At 71.0% G+C, this 17,955-nt stretch carries 11 protein-coding genes and 1 pseudogene; 9 read left to right on the plus strand and 3 right to left on the minus strand.

What is annotated here, in order from left to right; translation table 11 throughout:
* Window positions 1-18 precede the first annotated feature (18 nt).
* The 3 genes and pseudogenes from recN to G4Z16_RS27685 all read left to right on the plus strand — a co-directional run bounded on the left by recN (window position 19) and on the right by G4Z16_RS27685 (window position 3,755).
* On the plus strand, window positions 19-1,779 hold the full coding sequence (recN, locus tag G4Z16_RS27675) for a DNA repair protein RecN (RefSeq protein ID WP_197353333.1): 1,761 nt from the start codon (window positions 19-21) through the stop codon (window positions 1,777-1,779).
* 163 nt (window positions 1,780-1,942) lie between these two features.
* Window positions 1,943-2,287: pseudogene (locus tag G4Z16_RS27680) on the plus strand (gfo/Idh/MocA family oxidoreductase); the annotation flags it as partial.
* Window positions 2,288-2,591: 304 nt separating this feature from the next.
* Entirely contained in the window at window positions 2,592-3,755 is a 1,164-nt protein-coding gene (locus G4Z16_RS27685; RefSeq protein WP_197353335.1) for a glycosyltransferase family 4 protein, read from the plus strand.
* 129 nt (window positions 3,756-3,884) lie between these two features.
* On the opposite strand, the gene G4Z16_RS27690 is transcribed toward G4Z16_RS27685, so the two are convergent.
* Window positions 3,885-4,934, minus strand: coding sequence for a LacI family DNA-binding transcriptional regulator (locus G4Z16_RS27690; protein ID WP_246531100.1), 1,050 nt, complete (start codon window positions 4,932-4,934; stop codon window positions 3,885-3,887).
* A gap of 110 nt (window positions 4,935-5,044) precedes the next feature.
* Between G4Z16_RS27690 and G4Z16_RS27695 the strand changes: the two genes are divergently transcribed.
* Together G4Z16_RS27695 and G4Z16_RS27700 are read left to right on the plus strand one after the other, a co-directional pair.
* Window positions 5,045-6,004 carry a glycoside hydrolase family 16 protein gene (locus G4Z16_RS27695; protein ID WP_197353337.1) on the plus strand — a complete coding sequence of 320 codons (960 nt, stop codon included), beginning with the start codon at window positions 5,045-5,047 and terminating at the stop codon, window positions 6,002-6,004.
* Window positions 6,001-7,173, plus strand: coding sequence for a beta-1,3-glucanase family protein (locus tag G4Z16_RS27700; RefSeq protein WP_197353338.1), 1,173 nt, complete (start codon window positions 6,001-6,003; stop codon window positions 7,171-7,173). The genes G4Z16_RS27695 and G4Z16_RS27700 overlap by 4 nt, the downstream gene beginning before the upstream one ends.
* Window positions 7,174-7,358: 185 nt before the next feature.
* Here the strand turns inward: G4Z16_RS27700 and G4Z16_RS27705 are convergent, their stop codons facing one another.
* On the minus strand, window positions 7,359-9,173 hold the full coding sequence (locus G4Z16_RS27705; RefSeq protein WP_197354961.1) for a glycoside hydrolase family 15 protein: 1,815 nt from the start codon (window positions 9,171-9,173) through the stop codon (window positions 7,359-7,361).
* Window positions 9,174-9,654: 481 nt separating this feature from the next.
* Between G4Z16_RS27705 and pyrG the strand changes: the two genes are divergently transcribed.
* Window positions 9,655-11,307, plus strand: a complete 1,653-nt coding sequence (gene pyrG, locus G4Z16_RS27710) for a CTP synthase (RefSeq protein ID WP_197354962.1) — start codon at window positions 9,655-9,657, stop codon at window positions 11,305-11,307.
* Between the two features lie 3 nt (window positions 11,308-11,310).
* The gene (locus G4Z16_RS27715) at window positions 11,311-11,970 is read left to right on the plus strand and encodes an NUDIX domain-containing protein (protein ID WP_197353339.1); all 660 of its coding nucleotides are present in this window, start codon (window positions 11,311-11,313) and stop codon (window positions 11,968-11,970) included.
* Window positions 11,971-12,044: 74 nt separating this feature from the next.
* Here the strand turns inward: G4Z16_RS27715 and G4Z16_RS27720 are convergent, their stop codons facing one another.
* Entirely contained in the window at window positions 12,045-14,123 is a 2,079-nt protein-coding gene (locus tag G4Z16_RS27720) for a HelD family protein (protein ID WP_197353340.1), read from the minus strand.
* A gap of 234 nt (window positions 14,124-14,357) precedes the next feature.
* Between G4Z16_RS27720 and G4Z16_RS27725 the strand changes: the two genes are divergently transcribed.
* Together G4Z16_RS27725 and ald are read left to right on the plus strand one after the other, a co-directional pair.
* Window positions 14,358-16,487: a hypothetical protein gene (locus G4Z16_RS27725; protein WP_425508185.1), complete on the plus strand. Its 2,130-nt coding sequence runs from the start codon at window positions 14,358-14,360 to the stop codon at window positions 16,485-16,487.
* Between the two features lie 217 nt (window positions 16,488-16,704).
* Window positions 16,705-17,820: an alanine dehydrogenase gene (ald, locus tag G4Z16_RS27730; RefSeq protein WP_197354964.1), complete on the plus strand. Its 1,116-nt coding sequence runs from the start codon at window positions 16,705-16,707 to the stop codon at window positions 17,818-17,820.
* The last annotated feature ends 135 nt before the right edge of the window (window positions 17,821-17,955 follow it).

The following is a 17,955-nucleotide window of genomic DNA, read 5'->3' on the forward strand; positions in this document are numbered from 1 at the left end:
TACCTCCGCGGACTGCGTATGGTCGTACCCGTGTTGGAGGAGATGCGGATCAGGTCCCTGGGCGTCATCGACGACGCTGTCGTCGAACTGTCCCCAGGCTTCACCGCGGTGACCGGTGAGACCGGAGCGGGCAAGACCATGGTCGTCACCAGCCTCGGGCTGCTGCTCGGCGGACGGGCGGACGCCGCCCTCGTACGGGCCGGAGCCAAGGCAGCGGTGGTCGAGGGGCGGATAGTCGTGCCGCCGGAGTCGTCCGCCGCGGTCCGCGCGAGCGAGGCCGGAGCCGAACTCGACGACGGGGCACTGCTCGTCAGCCGTACGCTCTCCGCCGAAGGGCGCTCACGTGCGCACGTCGGCGGCAGGTCCGTGCCCGTCGGGCTGCTGGCCGAGCTGAGCGACGACCTCGTCGCCGTGCACGGACAGACCGACCAGCAGGGGCTGTTGCGCCCCGCGCGCCAGCGGCAGGCCCTGGACCGCTTCGCCGGTGAGGCCGTCTCCGCACCGCTGGCCAGATGGACGACCGCGTACCAGCGGCTGCGCAGCGTGAGCGGCGAACTCGACGAGATCACCACCCTCGCGCGCGAACGCGCACAGGAGGCGGACATGCTCCGCTTCGGCCTGGAGGAGATCGCAGCCGTCGAGCCGCTCGCGGGGGAGGACACCGAACTCGCAGCCGAGGCCGAGCGCCTCGGCCACGCCGAAGCCCTCGCCTCCGCCGCCACCACCGCACACGGAGCCCTCGCGGGTGACCCCGAGGACCCCGGCCGCCCCGAGAACTCCGACGCGGCGGCGCTGGTCTCGGCCGCGCACCGCGCCCTGGAGGCACAGCGCGCGCACGACCCCGCGCTGGCCTCGCTGGCGGATCGGCTCGGCGAGGTCTCCATCCTGATGAGCGACGTCGCCGGCGAACTCGCCGGATACGCCGACAACCTGGACGCCGATCCTCTCCGGCTCGCCGCCGTGGAGGAGCGGCGCGCGGCACTGGCCCAGCTCACCCGCAAGTACGGCGAGGACATCGCCGCCGTCCTCAGCTGGTCGGAGGAGAGCGCCGCACGCCTCGCCGAACTCGAGGGGGACGACGAGCGGATCGGCGAACTGTCCGCCGAGCGCGACGCCCTCATCACCGAACTCACAAATCTCGCCCAGCAGTTGACCGACGCCCGTACGGACGCGGCGAAGCGCTTCGCGGACGCCGTCACCGAGGAGCTGTCCGAGCTGGCCATGCCGCACGCCAGGGTCTCCTTCGCGCTCGGGCGAAGCGACGCGGCCGCCGGCGCCATCGGGCTCGAACTGGACGGCCGCAGCGTCGCGTTCGGGCCGCATGGCACGGACGAGGTCGAGCTGCTGCTCGCGCCGCACCCCGGGGCGCAGCCGCGTCCCGTGGCCAAGGGCGCCTCCGGAGGTGAGCTCTCGCGCGTGATGCTCGCCGTGGAGGTCGTCTTCGCGGGTGCCGACCCGGTGCCCACGTATCTCTTCGACGAGGTCGACGCGGGGGTCGGAGGCAAGGCGGCGGTCGAGGTGGGACGACGGCTTGCACGGCTGGCGCGGTCGGCCCAGGTCGTCGTTGTCACGCACCTTCCGCAGGTCGCCGCGTTCGCCGACCGGCATCTGGTCGTGGAGAAGACCGACGATGGTTCCGTCACGCACAGCGGCGTCCAGGCGATGGAGGGAGAGTCCCGGGTGCGGGAGCTGTCCCGGATGCTCGCGGGCCAGGAGGACTCCGAGTTGGCCCGGGCCCACGCGGAGGAACTGCTCGAGGCGGCGCGCTCGGGTTCCTGACGGAGGGCGAGCGCCTGCGAGGACGCCCGCGCCGGAGCCTGGCGGCAAGCGCGTTCCGGGGTCCAACCACGGCCCGGAATGAGAAGAATGCGCGCGCCGGGCGTGGCTTCCCGGGGGATGTAACAGCCGCCGCACAGGTCTTGTGCCGCCCATGCGGCCGCCCTTGCGGTTCGAAGTCAACGGCTCCCGGGCCTCCCTCGCCTTCGACTTCGAGTCGATGAACGAGCTCCACTTCCACGACGCCACCGCGGCCGACACCGAAGCCGGCCTCCGGCGCCTCCTCGTCACCGAGCCCGCCCACCCCTACCTGGACGCATCGTGGCCGCCCGGTCACGGCCTGGGCTGTGACCACGCATTCGTCCACGAGATACACGACTTCGTGACGGCGGCGGCGGACCCGGAAGCGTCCTTGCATCCGTCCTTCGCGGACAGACTGCAGGTCCAGCGCGTCCTGGAGGCGGTGGAGCGCAGCGCAGCGGACGCGTCCCGCTGGGCCGGCGTGACGTAGCGGGCGCTGCGCAGTACCCCCCCCGGGTCCTGAAGGACTCCGGCAGACCGGAAGACGCTCCGAGCAGGGTGGCCTCGGCGAGCCTCTGCGCGGACTTCGTCAGCCGGCCGACCTCGTAGTACATGCGCCGTCACCTGGGTGAGTGATAGCGGTACGGTACTGGGCGCGATGTGCCGCACCGGTGACTCCGGTGCGGTGACGGGGCACCGGCCTCGACTGGCATGCTGGGCCAGTCCCGCACGGCCTGCCGTCCCGCACGCCGACGCCCTTCCTCCGACCGGACCACTTTGGAGCTCGACCTGCTGTGAGCCTTCCCCCCACGCCGCCCCCACCCTCAGCCGTCCGGGAGCCGCAGCACGCCGTCCAGGTCGTGGACGGTGCGAGTGCCGGCACCGGCGCCCATGTGCGCTCGCTCACGGAGGGACTCGTGGCGCGCGGCCTGCGGGTGACCGTCTGCGCGCCGTCGGGCGCCGAGGAGGTGTACGGATTCACCGGCGCCGGGGCCCGTTTCGCACCGCTCCCCGCGCGCAACGAGCCGGAGGCGGCGGCGGGGCTCCGCCGGCTGTGTGCGGACGCCGACCTCGTGCACGCGCACGGCGTGCGTGCCGGGCTCCTGGCACTCACCACCCTCGCTCTGTCGGGGCGCGCCGGGCGGGCCCCGCTCGTGGTGACCTGGCATCACCGCAGCAACGCCTCCGTTGCGCGGGCGCCGCTGCGGCGGCTGATGGAGCGTCGCGTCGCGTGCAGCGCGTCGGTCGTTCTCGCCGTCACCACAGACCTCGTCGACCGGGCCCGGCGGCGCGGCGCCCGCGACGCACGCCTCGCGCCCGTCGTCCTTCCCGGTCCGGCCCGCGACGAGGCCCCGCTGGAGCCGCGGGCCGCCGTGGAGAGCCGGGCGCAGCACAAGTCGCGCGCCGAAGTGGGGGCGGTGGGGCGTCCGTTGGTCTTCAGCGTGGGGCGTCTCGACGACCGTCACGGTTACGGCACCGCCCTGAGCGCCGCCCGTTCCTGGCGGCACCTGGATCCGCCGCCTCTGCTGGCCATCGCGGGCGAGGGGCCGCAACGCGCCCAGCTGCAACGGCGCATCGTCGAAGAGGAGTTGCCCGTACGGCTGCTGGGCCGGCGTGACGACGCCTTCGAGCTGCTGGCCGGCGCGGATGTGGCCCTTCTCAGCTCACGCTGGGAGGGCCGTCCGCTGCTGGCGCAGGAGGCGCTGCACGGAGGGGTTCCGCTGGTCGCCACCTCGGTCGGGGGTGTGCCGGAACTGGTCGGCGACGCCGCGGAGTTGGTCCCCTACGGAGACGCGCGTGCCATCGCGGCGGCCGTCGGCGGACTGCTGGCCGATCCCGAGCGCCGTGAGGGCCTCGTCGCGCGCGGCCTGGCCCGCGCGGCGGAGTGGCCCACGGAGGAGTCGACGGTGGCCCATGTCCTCAGCGTCTACGACGAGTTGACCGGAGCGCGTCCCTGAGCCCTGCTCGGCGGGACGGCCGTCCAAGGTCCCGCCCCGGGTCCCGCCCCCCGACCCGGTCCGTCTCCGTTGCCTACGATCCCTGAAGCACCGCCCGACTCCCGCCCCCGTCCTGCTCGTTGAGGGCTCTCAACTCGACTCGCGCACGACCAGCGTGGCCGGCGTGATGACAGGCGCGGGCGGCGCCGCGTCCGTACCGACGGCCAGCCCGATGCGGCGCAGCAGCAGTTCGGCCATCATCCCGCCCATGCCTTCCACGTCCTGACGCACCGTCGTCAGGGGCGGTGAGGCCCAGGCGGCGGGTTCCAGGTCGTCGTAGCCGACGACGGCCACGTCCTCGGGCACGCGGCGACCTCGGGCCCGCAGCGTTCGCAGCGCACCGGAGGCCATCAGGTCGTTCCCCGCGAAGACGGCGTCCAGCGAGGGGGCGGCGTCGAGCAGACGGGCCATGGCACGCTCGCCGCCCTCGGCGGTGAAGTCGCCCTGCGCGACGAGTGATCGGTTCGCCTCGTGGACGCCGACGCCCAAGGCGTCGCAGTAGCCGTGCAGCCGGTCCAGGGCGGAGGTCTGGTCGAGGGGCCCGTTGATGACGGCGATGGTGCGCCGCCCTCGCTCCTGCAAATGAGCAACGGCCTGCCGTGCGCCGTCCCGGTTGTCGGTGTCGACGTAGAGCAGATCCGCCTCCTCCTCGGCTCCCGGCCAACCGGGCCTGCCGCCGAAGACCGCCGGCAGACCCGACCGGCGTGCCATGGCGGGCAGGGGGTCGTCGCCGTGCAGGGAGAACATCAGGGCGCCGTCGACGTGACCGGCCGACAGATACCGTCCGATGCGCGCGTAGTCCTTCTGCCGCTCCAGCATCATCAGCAGCAACTGGGTGTCGTGATCGGCCAGTTCGCGGCTGATACCCCGCAACTGCTGAGCAAAGAACGGGTCGGCGAAGACGCGGCTCTCCGGCTCCGCGATGACGACGGCCACGGCACCGGTGCGCCGGGTGACGAGGGTGCGGGCGGCGTTGTTGGGCACGTAACCCAGCTCCTCGACGGAGTTCCGCACCTTCTCGCGGATCTCCTCGCGGACGCCGGGCCCCCCGTTGACCACCCGCGACACCGTCGCCCTTGAGACCCCGGCATGGGCCGCCACGGCCTCCAGTGTCGGGCGGGACTCGCGGAAAGTGTGCACGAACAACTCCCATTCTTTGCCTAGGTCTTGACCAATGCCGGGTTCGGTGGGCAGTGTGCTGTGCATGACGTGAGAGCGCTCTCACCCCCCACCAACGAGGAGCGTAAGTCATGCTCTTGAAGAGCGACAGACGGCGCTGGGCACTTGCCGGCATCGCGGCACTGGCCGCCATCGGGACCTGTGTGGCCCCGTACGCCCAGGCCGACGAGGGCGGCAACTCGGCGCAGAAGCAGAAGAAGGCGCCGGCGCTCGAGGAGGTCTGGCGCACGGACTTCGACGGCGCCGCCGGATCCGTTCCGTCCGGCGACGACTGGATCATCGACAAGGGGCACAACTACCCGGGCGGGCCCGCGAACTGGGGCACCGGCGAGATCCAGGAGTACACCGACAGCCCGGAGAACCTGCAGCTCGACGGCGATGGCCATCTGAAGATCACCGCGTTGAAGAACGGTGAGAACTGGACCTCCGCACGCATCGAGACCAAGCGCACCGACTTCGCCGCCCCCGAGGGCGGAAAGCTGCGCATCGAGGCGGGCCTCAAGCTGCCGAACGTCTCCGGAGACGAGGCGCTCGGCTACTGGCCGGCCTTCTGGACCCTGGGCGACGCCTACCGGGGCAACTATCAGAACTGGCCCGGTGTGGGCGAGTTCGACATCATGGAGAACGTCAACGGCCAGAACACCACGCACGGAGTGCTGCACTGCGGCACCAACCCGGGTGGGCCGTGCAACGAGACGACCGGCATCGGCAAGGCGCACGAGTGCGCCGGCGACTGCAAGGCGGACTTCCACGAGTACGCCATCGAACTCGACCGCAGCGGCGGGACCGAGGAACTGCGCTGGTACGTCGACGGCGAGCAGTTCCACTCCGTGAAGGAGTCGGACATCGATGCCGGGACGTGGTCGAAGGCCACGGACCACGGCCACTTCATCCTGCTCAACCTCGCCATGGGCGGCGCCTTCCCCGACGGTGTCGCGGGCTCGAAGACCCCCACCGCCGCCACCAAGTCCGGCGGCTCCCTGACAGTCGACTACGTGTCGGTCGAAAGCACCGGAGGTGCCTCCAAGTGATCAGCCGCAGGTCCCTCATCCGCGGTGCCGCCGCATCGGCGGTCGCCCTGCCGGCGGCCGGTCTCCTCGTGACGCAGGCAGGCGGTGTGACACGCAAGAAGGCCGGCAAGGCCGCCGGCCCCCTGTCGTTGAAGATCGTCAACAAGAGCGGCCAGTTCGACAACAAGTCGGTCCACGTCTACATCGTCGGCAACGACGGCACGAACCAGGTCCACGTCACCCCGGAGGGCGAGCTCAAGCCGGTCTCCGCGGGCGACAACGGCAGTGACGGCTTCACGGACTACGCCATCCCGCTCTCGGGCAGCGAGACGACGCTGAAGCTGCCGGAGATGTCCGGACGCATCTACTTCGCGCTCGGCGACAAGCTGAAGATCAAGGCGGTCGAGGGCGGCGACGGGAAGGCCGCGCTGGCCTACCCGGCGGGCTGGGTGGCGTCCGACCCCAACTTCGGAGTGCTGCACGACTGCGCGGAGTTCACGTACAAGAACGGCGCCATGTACTGCAACACCACCATGGTCGACATGTTCAGCGTGCCGCTGTCCATCCAGCTCAAGGGCGACAAGGACCAGACGACGGGCACCCTGAAGGAGGGCGGACGCGAGAAGATCTTCAAGGACGTCGCCGCCGCCGAGGGCTTCTCCGACCTGGTGATCGACGACAAGCGCGTCATCGCTCCCGGACACGGCCTGGGCGAGGGGAAGTTCGCCGAGAACTTCTTCGACGCCTACGTCGAAGAGGTGTGGAGCACCTACTCCGGCAAGGAACTCGTCGTCACGACCAACGCAGGCAAGTTCACCGGCAAGGTCAGCGGCGACAAGCTCTCCTTCACCGGGCCGGCCGAGGTCTCCTTCAACAAGCCCAGCACGAAGGACATCCTCTTCTGCGACGGTGCCCTCGCGGCACCGAACGACGGCACGACCGGTCCGGTGGCCGCCATCCTCGGCGCCGCGTTCAACCGGACCACGCTCGCCTCGACGGCGTCCCAGCCGACGACCGACCCGGCCGAGTTCTACAAGGGCAAGTTCGCCCACCAGTACTCGAAGGCCATGCACGCGGCCACAGAGGACGGCAAGGCCTACGGCTTCGCATTCGACGACGTCGCGAGCTTCGCCTCCTACATCGAAGACGGCGGGGCCGGCGAAATGACGTTGACGCTGACCCCGTTCTGAGGGAAACGGTCACGGGGCCCGCGCCCACCCGCCGGGTCCCCGGGGGTTCTGGCCCGGGGAGGCCCCGTTCCTGACGTTCCCTCAACTCCACGCCCGCTGCCGGTTGTCGCCGGGCAGCGGGCGTGGATCCGTTCGTGCGCCCTGTCCCCGTACGTATGCGGGGAGTTCCAGTCCGGTGGCCCGGGTCAGCCGCCGTACGCGCCGGAGGCGGTCAGCCGCAGCGCCGTGTCGATCAGGGGCACATGACTGAACGCCTGTGGGAAGTTGCCCACTTGACGCTGCAGACGCGAGTCCCACTCCTCCGCGAGGAGCCCCAGGTCGTTGCGGAGCGAGAGCAGCCGCTCGAAGAGCTTCCGCGCCTCCTCCACCCTGCCGATCATCGCCAGGTCGTCGGCGAGCCAGAAGGAACAGGCGAGGAACGCGCCCTCCTCACCGTGGAGTCCGTCGACGTTCTCGCCGTCGACCTGGGAGGTCGGGTAGCGCATCACGAAACCGTCCTCGGTGGACAGCTCCCGCTGGATCGCCTCGATCGTCCCGATGACACGCTTGTCGTCCGGGGGCAGGAAGCCCATCTGCGGGATCAGCAGCAGCGAGGCGTCCAGCTCGCGCGAACCGTAGGACTGGGTGAAGGTGTTGCGCTCCTTGTCGTAGCCCTTCTCGCACACGTCGCGGTGGATCTCGTCGCGCAGGTCGCGCCAGCGGTCCAGCGGGCCGTCCACGTCACCGGACTCGATGAGCTTGACCGTACGGTCGACCGCGACCCACGCCATCACCTTGGAGTGCACGAAGTGCCGCCGGGGGCCCCGCACTTCCCAGATGCCCTCGTCCGGCTCGTCCCAGTGGTCCTCCAGGTAGCTGATGAGCTTCAGCTGGAGGAGCGAGGCGTAGTCGTTGCGTGAGAGGCCGGTCATGTGCGCCAGGTGCAGGGCCTCGGTGACCTCCCCGTAGACGTCGAGCTGGAGCTGCCCGGCCGCCCCGTTGCCGATCCGCACCGGCGTCGAACCCTCGTATCCGGGCAGCCAGTTGAGCTCGGCCTCGCCCAGTTCCCGCTCACCCGCGATGCCGTACATGATCTGCAGGTTCTCCGGGTCGCCGGCGACCGCGCGCAGCAGCCACTCGCGCCAGGCCAGCGCCTCGTCGTGGTAGCCGGTGCGCAGCAGGGACGACAGCGTGATCGCCGCGTCGCGCAGCCACGTGAAGCGGTAGTCCCAGTTGCGCATGCCGCCGATGCACTCCGGCAGCGACGTGGTCGGAGCCGCGACGATGCCGCCGGTCGGCGCGTACGTGAGTGCCTTCAGCGTGATCAGGGACCGGACGACCGCCTCCCGGTAGGGACCGTGGTACGTACAGTGGTCGACCCACTCCCGCCAGAACTCCTGCGTCGCCTCCAGCGCGGATTCCGGATCCGGCTCCGCCGGTGGGCTCTTGTGCGAGGCCTGCCAGCTGATGGTGAACGCGACGCGTTCGCCGGGGGAGACGGTGAAGTCCGCGTACGTGGTCAGATCCTTGCCGTAGGTCTCGGCCTCGGTGTCCAGCCACACGGAGTCGGGCCCCGCGACCGCGACCGTGCGGCCGTCGATCTGCTGCACCCACGGCACGACCCATCCGTAGGAGAAGCGCATCCGCAGGGCGGAACGCATCGGCACCCGGCCGCTGACGCCCTCCACGATCCGCACCAGTTGCGGCGCGTGCTGTTCGCGGGGAGGCATGAAGTCGATGACGCGGACGGTGCCGCGAGGTGTGTCCCACTCGGACTCCAGGACGAGCGAGTCGCCGCGGTAGCGCCGGCGGTCCGCCTTCGGAGGCTCGGCGCCGTTGGCGGGGGCGGGGCCCACCTGCCAGCAGCCGTGCTCTCCCCTGCCGAGGAGACTGGCGAAGACCGCATGGGAATCGAAGCGCGGCAGGCACAGCCAGTCAGCCGAGCCGTTCCGGCCGATCAGGGCTGCTGTCTGCATGTCCCCGATGAGTGCGTAATCTTCGATGCGCCCAGCCACGTATATCTCCAGTCGAACTGTGGCTCGCCCCTTGGGACGTGCGATGACCTGCGGATTTCCGTCACACTCAATCATGCGTCCGATCGAGCGTCCGAGCAGGATACGACGGAGCGAAGAGCTCCGCCCCGCGCTCTAGCCACTATGGATGAGCTGAAGACCGAGCCTCTACCGAGCCGCTCACAAGGTGCGACCATGCCCTCACCGTAGGGGACGGCCGAGCGCTCGCCGAAGCCCCCTGAGCTGTGACGCCGGACGCAGTCGGGCACACGGCGGGACACAGCCGCGGAGGGTCGCTGATACCCTGGTGGCCCGTGGACCGGTGGGCGGGAGTTCCCGGATTCGTCCTCGAATCTCCGGCACGGAAGCCCCCCGAGCCGCAGCGACGGTACCCCTGAACATCCGCTGCGCACCGCTGCGGGCCCAGTACTTCTGCGGCCAGGGCGCCGGTGCGCACCTCACCTCGCTACCACGGGAGCACCTCTTGGCTTTGCCGCCCACGTCCAGGACGACCAAGCACCTCTTCGTCACGGGGGGTGTGGCCTCCTCACTCGGCAAGGGGCTCACCGCCTCCAGCCTGGGCGCGCTGCTCAAGGCGAGGGGCCTGCGCGTCACGATGCAGAAGCTCGACCCGTATCTGAACGTCGATCCGGGCACCATGAACCCCTTCCAGCACGGCGAGGTGTTCGTCACCAACGACGGAGCCGAGACCGACCTGGACATCGGGCACTACGAGCGCTTCCTCGACGTCGACCTCGACGGATCCGCGAACGTGACCACCGGGCAGATCTACTCCAGCGTCATCGCCAAGGAGCGCCGAGGCGACTACCTGGGCGACACGGTGCAGGTCATCCCGCACATCACCAACGAGATCAAGAACCGCATCCGCCGCCTGGCCACCGACGACGTGGACGTCGTCATCACCGAGGTCGGCGGCACGGTCGGCGACATCGAGTCCCTGCCCTTCCTCGAGGCCGTGCGCCAGGTGCGCCACGAGGTCGGCCGGGACAACGTCTTCGTGGTGCACATCTCGCTGCTTCCCTACATCGGCCCGGCCGGGGAGCTGAAGACCAAGCCGACCCAGCACTCCGTGGCCGCACTGCGCAGCATCGGCATCCAGCCCGACGGGATCGTGCTGCGCGCCGACCGGGACGTGCCCCGCTCCATCAAGCGCAAGATCTCGCTGATGTGCGACGTCGACGACTCCGCCGTCATCGCCTGCAAGGACGCCCCGTCCATCTACGACATCCCGAAGGTCGTGCACGCGGAGGGCCTCGACGCCTACGTCGTGCGCAAGCTGGACCTGCCCTTCCGCGACGTCGACTGGACGCAGTGGGACGACCTGCTGCGCCGCGTCCACGACCCGGACCACGAGGTGACGGTCGCGCTCGTCGGCAAGTACATCGACCTGCCCGACGCCTATCTGTCAGTGACGGAGGCGCTGCGCGCGGGCGGCTTCGCCAACAACGCCCGCGTGAAGGTCAAGTGGGTCACGTCCGAGGACTGCCGAACCCCGGAGGGCGCACGCAGGCAGCTCGGGGACTGCGACGCGATCTGCATTCCGGGCGGCTTCGGTGAGCGCGGAGTCGAGGGCAAGCTCTCGACCATCACCTACGCGCGCGAGAACCGGGTTCCTCTGCTGGGCCTCTGCCTCGGCCTGCAGTGCATCGTCATCGAGGCCGCGCGGAACCTGGCGGGCATCGAGGGCGCCGACTCCACGGAGTTCGAGCAGGGCACGGCACACCCGGTCGTCTCCACCATGGCCGAGCAGCTCGACATCGTCGCCGGCGACGGCGACATGGGCGGCACCATGCGGCTCGGCCTCTACCCCGCGAAGCTCGCGGAGGGCTCCATCGTGCGTGAGGTGTACGGCGGCGAGCCGTACGTCGAGGAACGCCACCGCCACCGTTACGAGGTCAACAACGCCTACCGCGGCGAACTGGAGAAAAAGGCCGGCCTGGTCTTCTCCGGCACCTCACCGGACAACAAGCTGGTGGAGTACCTGGAATACCCCCGCGAGGTGCACCCGTACCTGGTCGCCACGCAGGCCCACCCCGAGCTGCGTTCGCGGCCGACGCGCCCGCACCCGCTCTTCGCCGGACTGGTCGCGGCCGCCGTGGCACGGCAGCAGGGCGAGGGCTGAGACATGACGGAGGACACGCTGCCGGTGCAGTCCGGAAAGCAGATCGCAGACGCTCCCGAGGCATGGGAGGTCACCTCGACCGCGCTGCCCTTCGAGGGCAAGAAGACCGGCGTGCGCACCGACGACGTCGTCATGCCCGACGGCTCCGTCGTCCGCCGCGACTACCAGGTGCACCCCGGTTCCGTCGCCGTGCTCGCCCTCGACGACGAGGACCGGGTGCTGGTGCTGAGCCAGTACAGGCACCCGGTGCGGGAGAAGCTGTGGGAGATCCCGGCCGGGCTCCTCGACGTCCCCGGTGAGAACCCCCTGCACGCGGCACGGCGCGAGCTGTACGAGGAGGCGCACGTCAAGGCGGAGGACTGGCGGGTGCTTGCCGACGTCTACACGACCCCCGGCGGCTCCGACGAGGCCGTGCGCATCTTCCTCGCGCGTGAGATCGGCGCCGCCGACGGCGAACGCTACGAGGTCTCCGAGGAGGAGGCCGACATGGAGCTGGCGCGCGTGCCCGTGGCCGATCTCGTACGCGGCGTGCTGGCGGGGGAGTTGCACAACAACTGCCTCGTGGTCGGCGTTCTGGCGCTCACCGCCGCCCGTTCCGGTCCCGGCCTGGAATCGCTGCGCCCGGCCGACGCGCCGTGGCCCGCCCGCCCGTTCGAGAACTAGCGTCCGGCGGGGGCGGATCGGGCCCGGGGCACCGATCCTCCGGGTGGTCCTCCGCGTGCGGTCAACCGGCCCGGTCAACCGGCCGGGGGCCGGTACAGGAACAGGCGTTTGTTGGCGCGCGTGACGGCCACGTACAGATCACGCGTGCCGGTGGCGCGGCCGGTCTCCATCGCCGGCGGGTCGATGACCAGAACGGTGTCGAACTCCAGGCCGCGGACCTCCCGCGCCGGAACCACGCTCGCCCCCGTCCCTTCGAGTGCGGCTGCCAGCGCCGCCGTTCGCCCGTCGGCGCCGACGACCCCGATGAGTTCGTCCGGGAACTGCGCGGCCAGTTCGAGAACGTGACGCCGGACGGCGTCGGGGAGTTCGGCGTCGGCGACCTCGAAGGTCCGGGGCGGGTCTCCGTGGCGGATCGAACGTGACGGGTCCTGGTCCGGCGCGATCCGCTCGAGCAGCGGGGAAGCCACCGCGAGGATCTCGGCGGTGCTGCGGTAGTTGACGGTCAAGGTGTGCCGGGTGAAGCGCGTCCCGACGAAGGGGGCCAGCGCCGCCGACCAGGACGGGATCGTCGTGGCCGACCCGGCCTGGGCGAAGTCGCCCACCACCGTCATCGATCGCGACGGGCAGCGGCGCATGATCATCCGCCACTCCATCTCGGTCAGCTCCTGCCCCTCATCGACGACTATGTGGCCGAAGACCGCTTCCGGCGGCCCGTCGATGAGGCTGCGCGCCTCGTCGAGCAGCACGAGGTCGGCACGGGTGAGGCCGCTCTCCCGGCTGCGGGGCGCCGGCGGTGCCGCCTCCTCGGCGGTGGGGAAGCCGCCGGCCGCGGCACGTTCGGCGAGGAACTGCCGCAGGGCGTCCGTGGCGTGCAGCCGCGGCCACACGGTCTCGATCGCCGCGTCGAGCGCGGCGTCATCGAGGAGCGCGGCACGAACCCGGTCGGGGTCGAACCCGGGAGCACCCGCGGCGGCGGGGGAACCGTCGAGACCGAGGGCGCGCAGATCGTGGGCCACGGCCTTGTCGAGGTCGATGCCCAGAACGGACGCCACGTCCGCGTCGATGTCCTCGAGGCTCTGCTCCGTCTGCTTCTCCAGCAGCTCCACGAGCTCGTCGACGACGCTCTCCTTGAAGACCCCGCGGGCGCGGTTGTGCCCGGTGGCGCCCTGGAACGCCTCCCGCCGGGCGCGGTCGACCGTCTCCGGGCGCAGCGTGACGGTGTCGAGCCCGATCCGCACCGCCAGCGGGACGCCGTGCGGCTGCCGTTCGCGCACCCACCCGGCGAGCGCCGCCGCCATCTCTGCCCGGCCCTTCGTCCGCGCGGCCGCGTCGGGTTCGCCGGCGTCCGGTGCGAGCCCCACCAGGTCCGCCACGGTGGCGAGTTGAGCGTCGTTCTCGCCCAGCGAGGGCAGCACGTCGCAGATGTAGTCGAGGAACCGGCGGTTCGGACCGAACAGGAGAACACCCTGCTTCGCGACGCGGGGGTGCGCGTAGAGAACGTAGGCGGCACGGTGCAGTGCGACGATCGTCTTGCCGGTGCCGGGCCCGCCCTGCACAACGGTCACTCCCTGATGGGGCGAGCGCACGATGGTGTCCTGCTCGGCCTGGAGCGTTGCAACGGCCTCACGCATCCGGCCCGTTCGCGCCTGCCCGAGCGCTTCGAGAAGGGGGCCGTCCCCGATGACGTCGGCGTCGGTGGGCGTGGATCCGTCGAGGATCTCGTCGGTGACCGCGACGACTCGTCGGTCGTCCAGGCGCAGGTGACGGCGTCGGCGTACGCCCATCGGAGATGCGGCGGTCGCTGTGTAGAACGGGCGAGCGGCCTCCGCCCGCCAGTCGACCAGCAGCACTGCGCCGTCCTCCTCTCCGCGCAGGCCTTTGCGGCCGATGTACACCGAGTCGCCCCCGGACGCATCGACCCGGCCGAAGCAAAGCGCCCGCTCCCCGGCGCGCAACTCGGCGATGGCGCGGGTCAGTCGCGCGATCTCGACATCGCGGGCATACAGATCCTCCGCGCTCTCGGTCTCGGTAGCGAGCGCCTTCCGGCGCGCAGCGTGTGCCTGCGCGGCCAATTCGTCCAGGCGCTGGTACATCAGGTCGACAGCGCCGCGTTCGAGCGCGACCTGCCGTGCCACGTTGCCGTCCGTCCGCATTCGAGCCGTCCCTTCGCCGGCCACTCAGTATGCGGAGAAAACAAATTAAAGTAAGGCTTGACTTACTTGTTCGCATCAGCCCCGAGAGACGGTGGCCTTGGGGCGGCCTGACATCCGGCGCCTGCGGCGTGCGCACCGCATGCCGCAGCCTGCGGTGAACTACGCTCTGTGCGTTCCCGGTCGCTGCTGCGACGGGGCTCGTACGCGCAGACGCAGGTGGACGGGAGCGTGGCCGTGACGGATCAGGCGGTGCCGCCCGCAGGCACGGACGATGCATCCATCGGCGCCCCCCGCGACGGCTGCGGAGCGGCCGGGAGAGCCGCGGTCCCCGCACCCGCAGGCCACTTCACCGGACGCGACGACGAACTCGCGCAGATGCGGGCCGACATGGAGAAGGCGGGTCTGCACACGCTCTCCGGACGCCCCTCGCCGCACAGCCGTGTGCTGCTCGTCGCGGGCAGACCGGGCTCCGGCCGTACGGCGCTTGCGGAGGCCTTCGCACGGCAGGCGGCGGACACCTTCGGCGACGGGATCCTGCGGGCCCGTCTCACCGAGCCCGGCGGCACTCCCGTCCCCACGGAACGCACCGCGCGCGACCTGCTGGCCGCCCTCGGCCCTGACCCCGTCCCGGCCGGAGCCGACGAGGACGAGCTGACCGGGACGCTCCGGACGGAGCTGGGGCGCCGGAAGGTGCTGCTGCTCCTGGACGATGTGACCCTGCCCGAGCAGGTACTCGACCTGCTTCCCGACACCCGTGACTGCCTCGTCGTCGCCGTCGCCGCCGGGCCGCTGACCGGAGTGCCGGACGTGCGGCCCTGCACCGTCGGAGGGCTGGACCGCGACGCCGCCGTGTCGCTCCTCGCCTCACGGGCCGGCGCCCCGCACCGGACGACCGTCGATCCGCGCAGCGCCGAACTCGTCGCCGCGGCCTGCGGATACCTGCCCGCCGCCCTCGTCCTGGCGGGCGGATGGCTCGCCGCACGGCCGAAGCTCTCCGTGGCCGACGCCGCGAAACAGCTCGGCGAACTACCGCAGGCCGACCCGCTGGAGCGCGCCTTCCGGCTCGTCGCCGACTCCCTGCCCAGGACTCCGGCCCGGGTGCTGCGCATGCTGGCTCTGGCCCCGGAGGGCCTCGTCGACGCCCACACGGCCTCGTCGCTCTCGGGCTGTCCGGTGGCTGCCGCCCGCCAGATCCTCGAGGAGTTCCTGCGGCTCGGTCTGCTGCGCACCAGCGCCCTCGCGCCCGGCTGTTACGCGGTGCCGCGCTGCCTGGACCCGCTGCTGCGCGCCGAACTCGCGGAACACGAGGGCCCGGATGAGACGGTGTTCGCCCGCGCGCGGATGCTCGAGCGGACGGTACGGCAGCTGCGGGCCTGCCACGCCGTCACCGAGCCGGAGGGTTCCGAGGCCCGCAAGAGGCTCGCGTTCCTGCCGCGTACGGTCCGCTTCGCCACGCGCCGCGAGGCGCGCGAATGGCTGGAGGCCCGGCGTCCCGCGATACTCGCCGCCGCCCGGCTCGCCGTGGCGGAGGGCGGCGGCAGGCTCGACGGCCTCGCGCGGCGGCTGATCTCCGCACTGGCGCGCGCCTTCGACGCGCATCGCTCGCCCGAGGAGGCGGCCCCGGAGCTGTACCGGCTGCACGAGCTGGTGCTCGACGTCGCCGAACGTGCCGCCCTGCAGCGGGAGCGGGCCGCGGCGCTGCTCAACCTCGGAGACCTGGACGCCCGTACGGGCCGCCACTCCCGGGCCCTCCAGCGCTACAGGGCAGCACTGGAGGCGGCCCGCGACGGTGACGGGAACGAAGGCGGCGGCCGGGAGCGCACGGGCCGAGAGAGCGGCAGCGGCCGTGACGCACGCACACAGGACCATCCCGCGGCCGCACGTGCCCTGGAGTCCATCGGCTCCACCTACGAGGACATGGGCGATCTGGAGCGCGCGGCCGACTGGTACGGCCGCGCCCTCGTCCACCACCAGACCCGCGAAGCCCTTGCCGCAGCGGCCCGGATCCACGGACGCCTGGGCGCCGTGCACACCGCCGCAGGGCGCTTCGGGGAGGCAGTGCGCGAGTGGCGTGCGGCGGCGGCGAACTTCCGGAGGCTGGGCGACGCGGGCGCCCACGCCCGCGCGCTGGCGGAACTCGCGAGGGTCCACGAGCGTGCCGGACGTCCGCAGGAGACGGTGCGTGTGTGCCGTCAGGCCCTCCAGGTCGCGCAGGAGGCGGACGACGTGCGACTGCGGGCGGCCCTGCTGCTCAGGCTCGCCGACGCCTGCGACCGGACGGGAGACGTACGGACGGGCAGAAAGCACCGCCGCGCGGCCGATGAGCTGCTGGATTCGCACAACCTGACGGTCCACGTGGAGTAGACCTAAGAAACCAATAGCCAGAACTGAAAAGATTCCTTGTTTGTAAGGCTGGACAGCGCGCGATCCTTCATTAGACTGGCTGAGCCGTGGCCGTCCACGCGACAAGCCGGTATATACCTCCCACGTGCTGCCGTATCGGGATGTGCGCCACGGATGCTCCCGCGCCCACAGGTGCGGGCGCTTCCGAAACAACCCGAAGTCAAGGACCGTGATCGACGTGAAGGTCGGCATCCCCCGCGAGGTCAAGAACAACGAGTTCCGCGTGGCCATCACCCCGGCCGGGGCGCACGAACTCGTACGCAACGGACACCAGGTCACGGTGGAGCAAGGAGCCGGACTCGGTTCCTCCATCCCGGACGAGGAGTACGTCGCTGCCGGAGCCACCATCCTGGGCTCCGCCGACGAGGTCTGGGCCACCGCCGACATGCTGCTGAAGGTCAAGGAGCCGGTCGCCGAGGAGTACGGGCGGCTGCGCAAGGACCAGACGCTCTTCACCTATCTCCACCTCGCCGCCTCCAAGGAGTGCACCGACGCGCTCCTGGACTCCGGCACGACGGCCATCGCCTACGAGACGGTCGAGACGAGCAACCGCGCCCTGCCGCTGCTCGCCCCGATGTCCGAGGTCGCCGGCCGCATCGCCCCTCAGGTCGGCGCGTACCACCTGATGCGTTCCGCCGGCGGGCGCGGTGTGCTGCCCGGCGGCGTGCCGGGCGTGCAGGCCGGGCGTGCCGTCGTCATCGGCGGCGGTGTATCCGGCTGGAACGCCACGCAGATCGCCATCGGGCTGGGCTTCCATGTCACGCTCCTCGACAAGGACGTCAACAAGCTCCGCGAGGCCGACCGGATCTTCGGCACCAAGGTGCGCACGGTCGCCTCCAACGCATACGAGCTGGAGCGTGCCGTCCTCGAGGCGGACCTGGTCGTCGGCGCGGTGCTGATCCCGGGTGCGAAGGCGCCGAAGCTGGTGAGCAACGAGCTCGTCTCCCGCATGAAGCCGGGAAGTGTTCTTGTCGACATCGCGATCGACCAGGGTGGCTGCTTCGAGGACGCCCGGCCGACCACACACGCCGAACCGACCTTCCAGGTGCACGAGTCGGTCTTCTACTGCGTCGCGAACATGCCGGGCGCGGTGCCCAGCACGTCGACGTACGCGCTGACCAACGCGACGCTTCCCTACATCGTCGAGCTGGCCAACTGCGGCTGGCGGAACGCCCTTCGGCAGGACGCGACCCTGGCCAAGGGGCTCAACGTCCATGACGGGGAGGTCTTCTACGGACCCGTCGCCGAGGCGCACGGTCTCGGCAGCCGCGAACTCGGCACGCTGCTCGGCTGATTCGGCACGTCAACAGCGCAAGTCAATGCCGCCGACCTGCCATTGAGGGCATGTCACCGGATGTCACCGGCCCTGCTGCCGCCACCGCGACGGCAGGGCCGGTGACGGCTTTCCGGGGCTGTGACAACCGCTCAA

The organism is Streptomyces bathyalis (genome assembly GCF_015910445.1).
GTDB classification, from domain to species: Bacteria; Actinomycetota; Actinomycetes; order Streptomycetales; family Streptomycetaceae; genus Streptomyces; species Streptomyces bathyalis.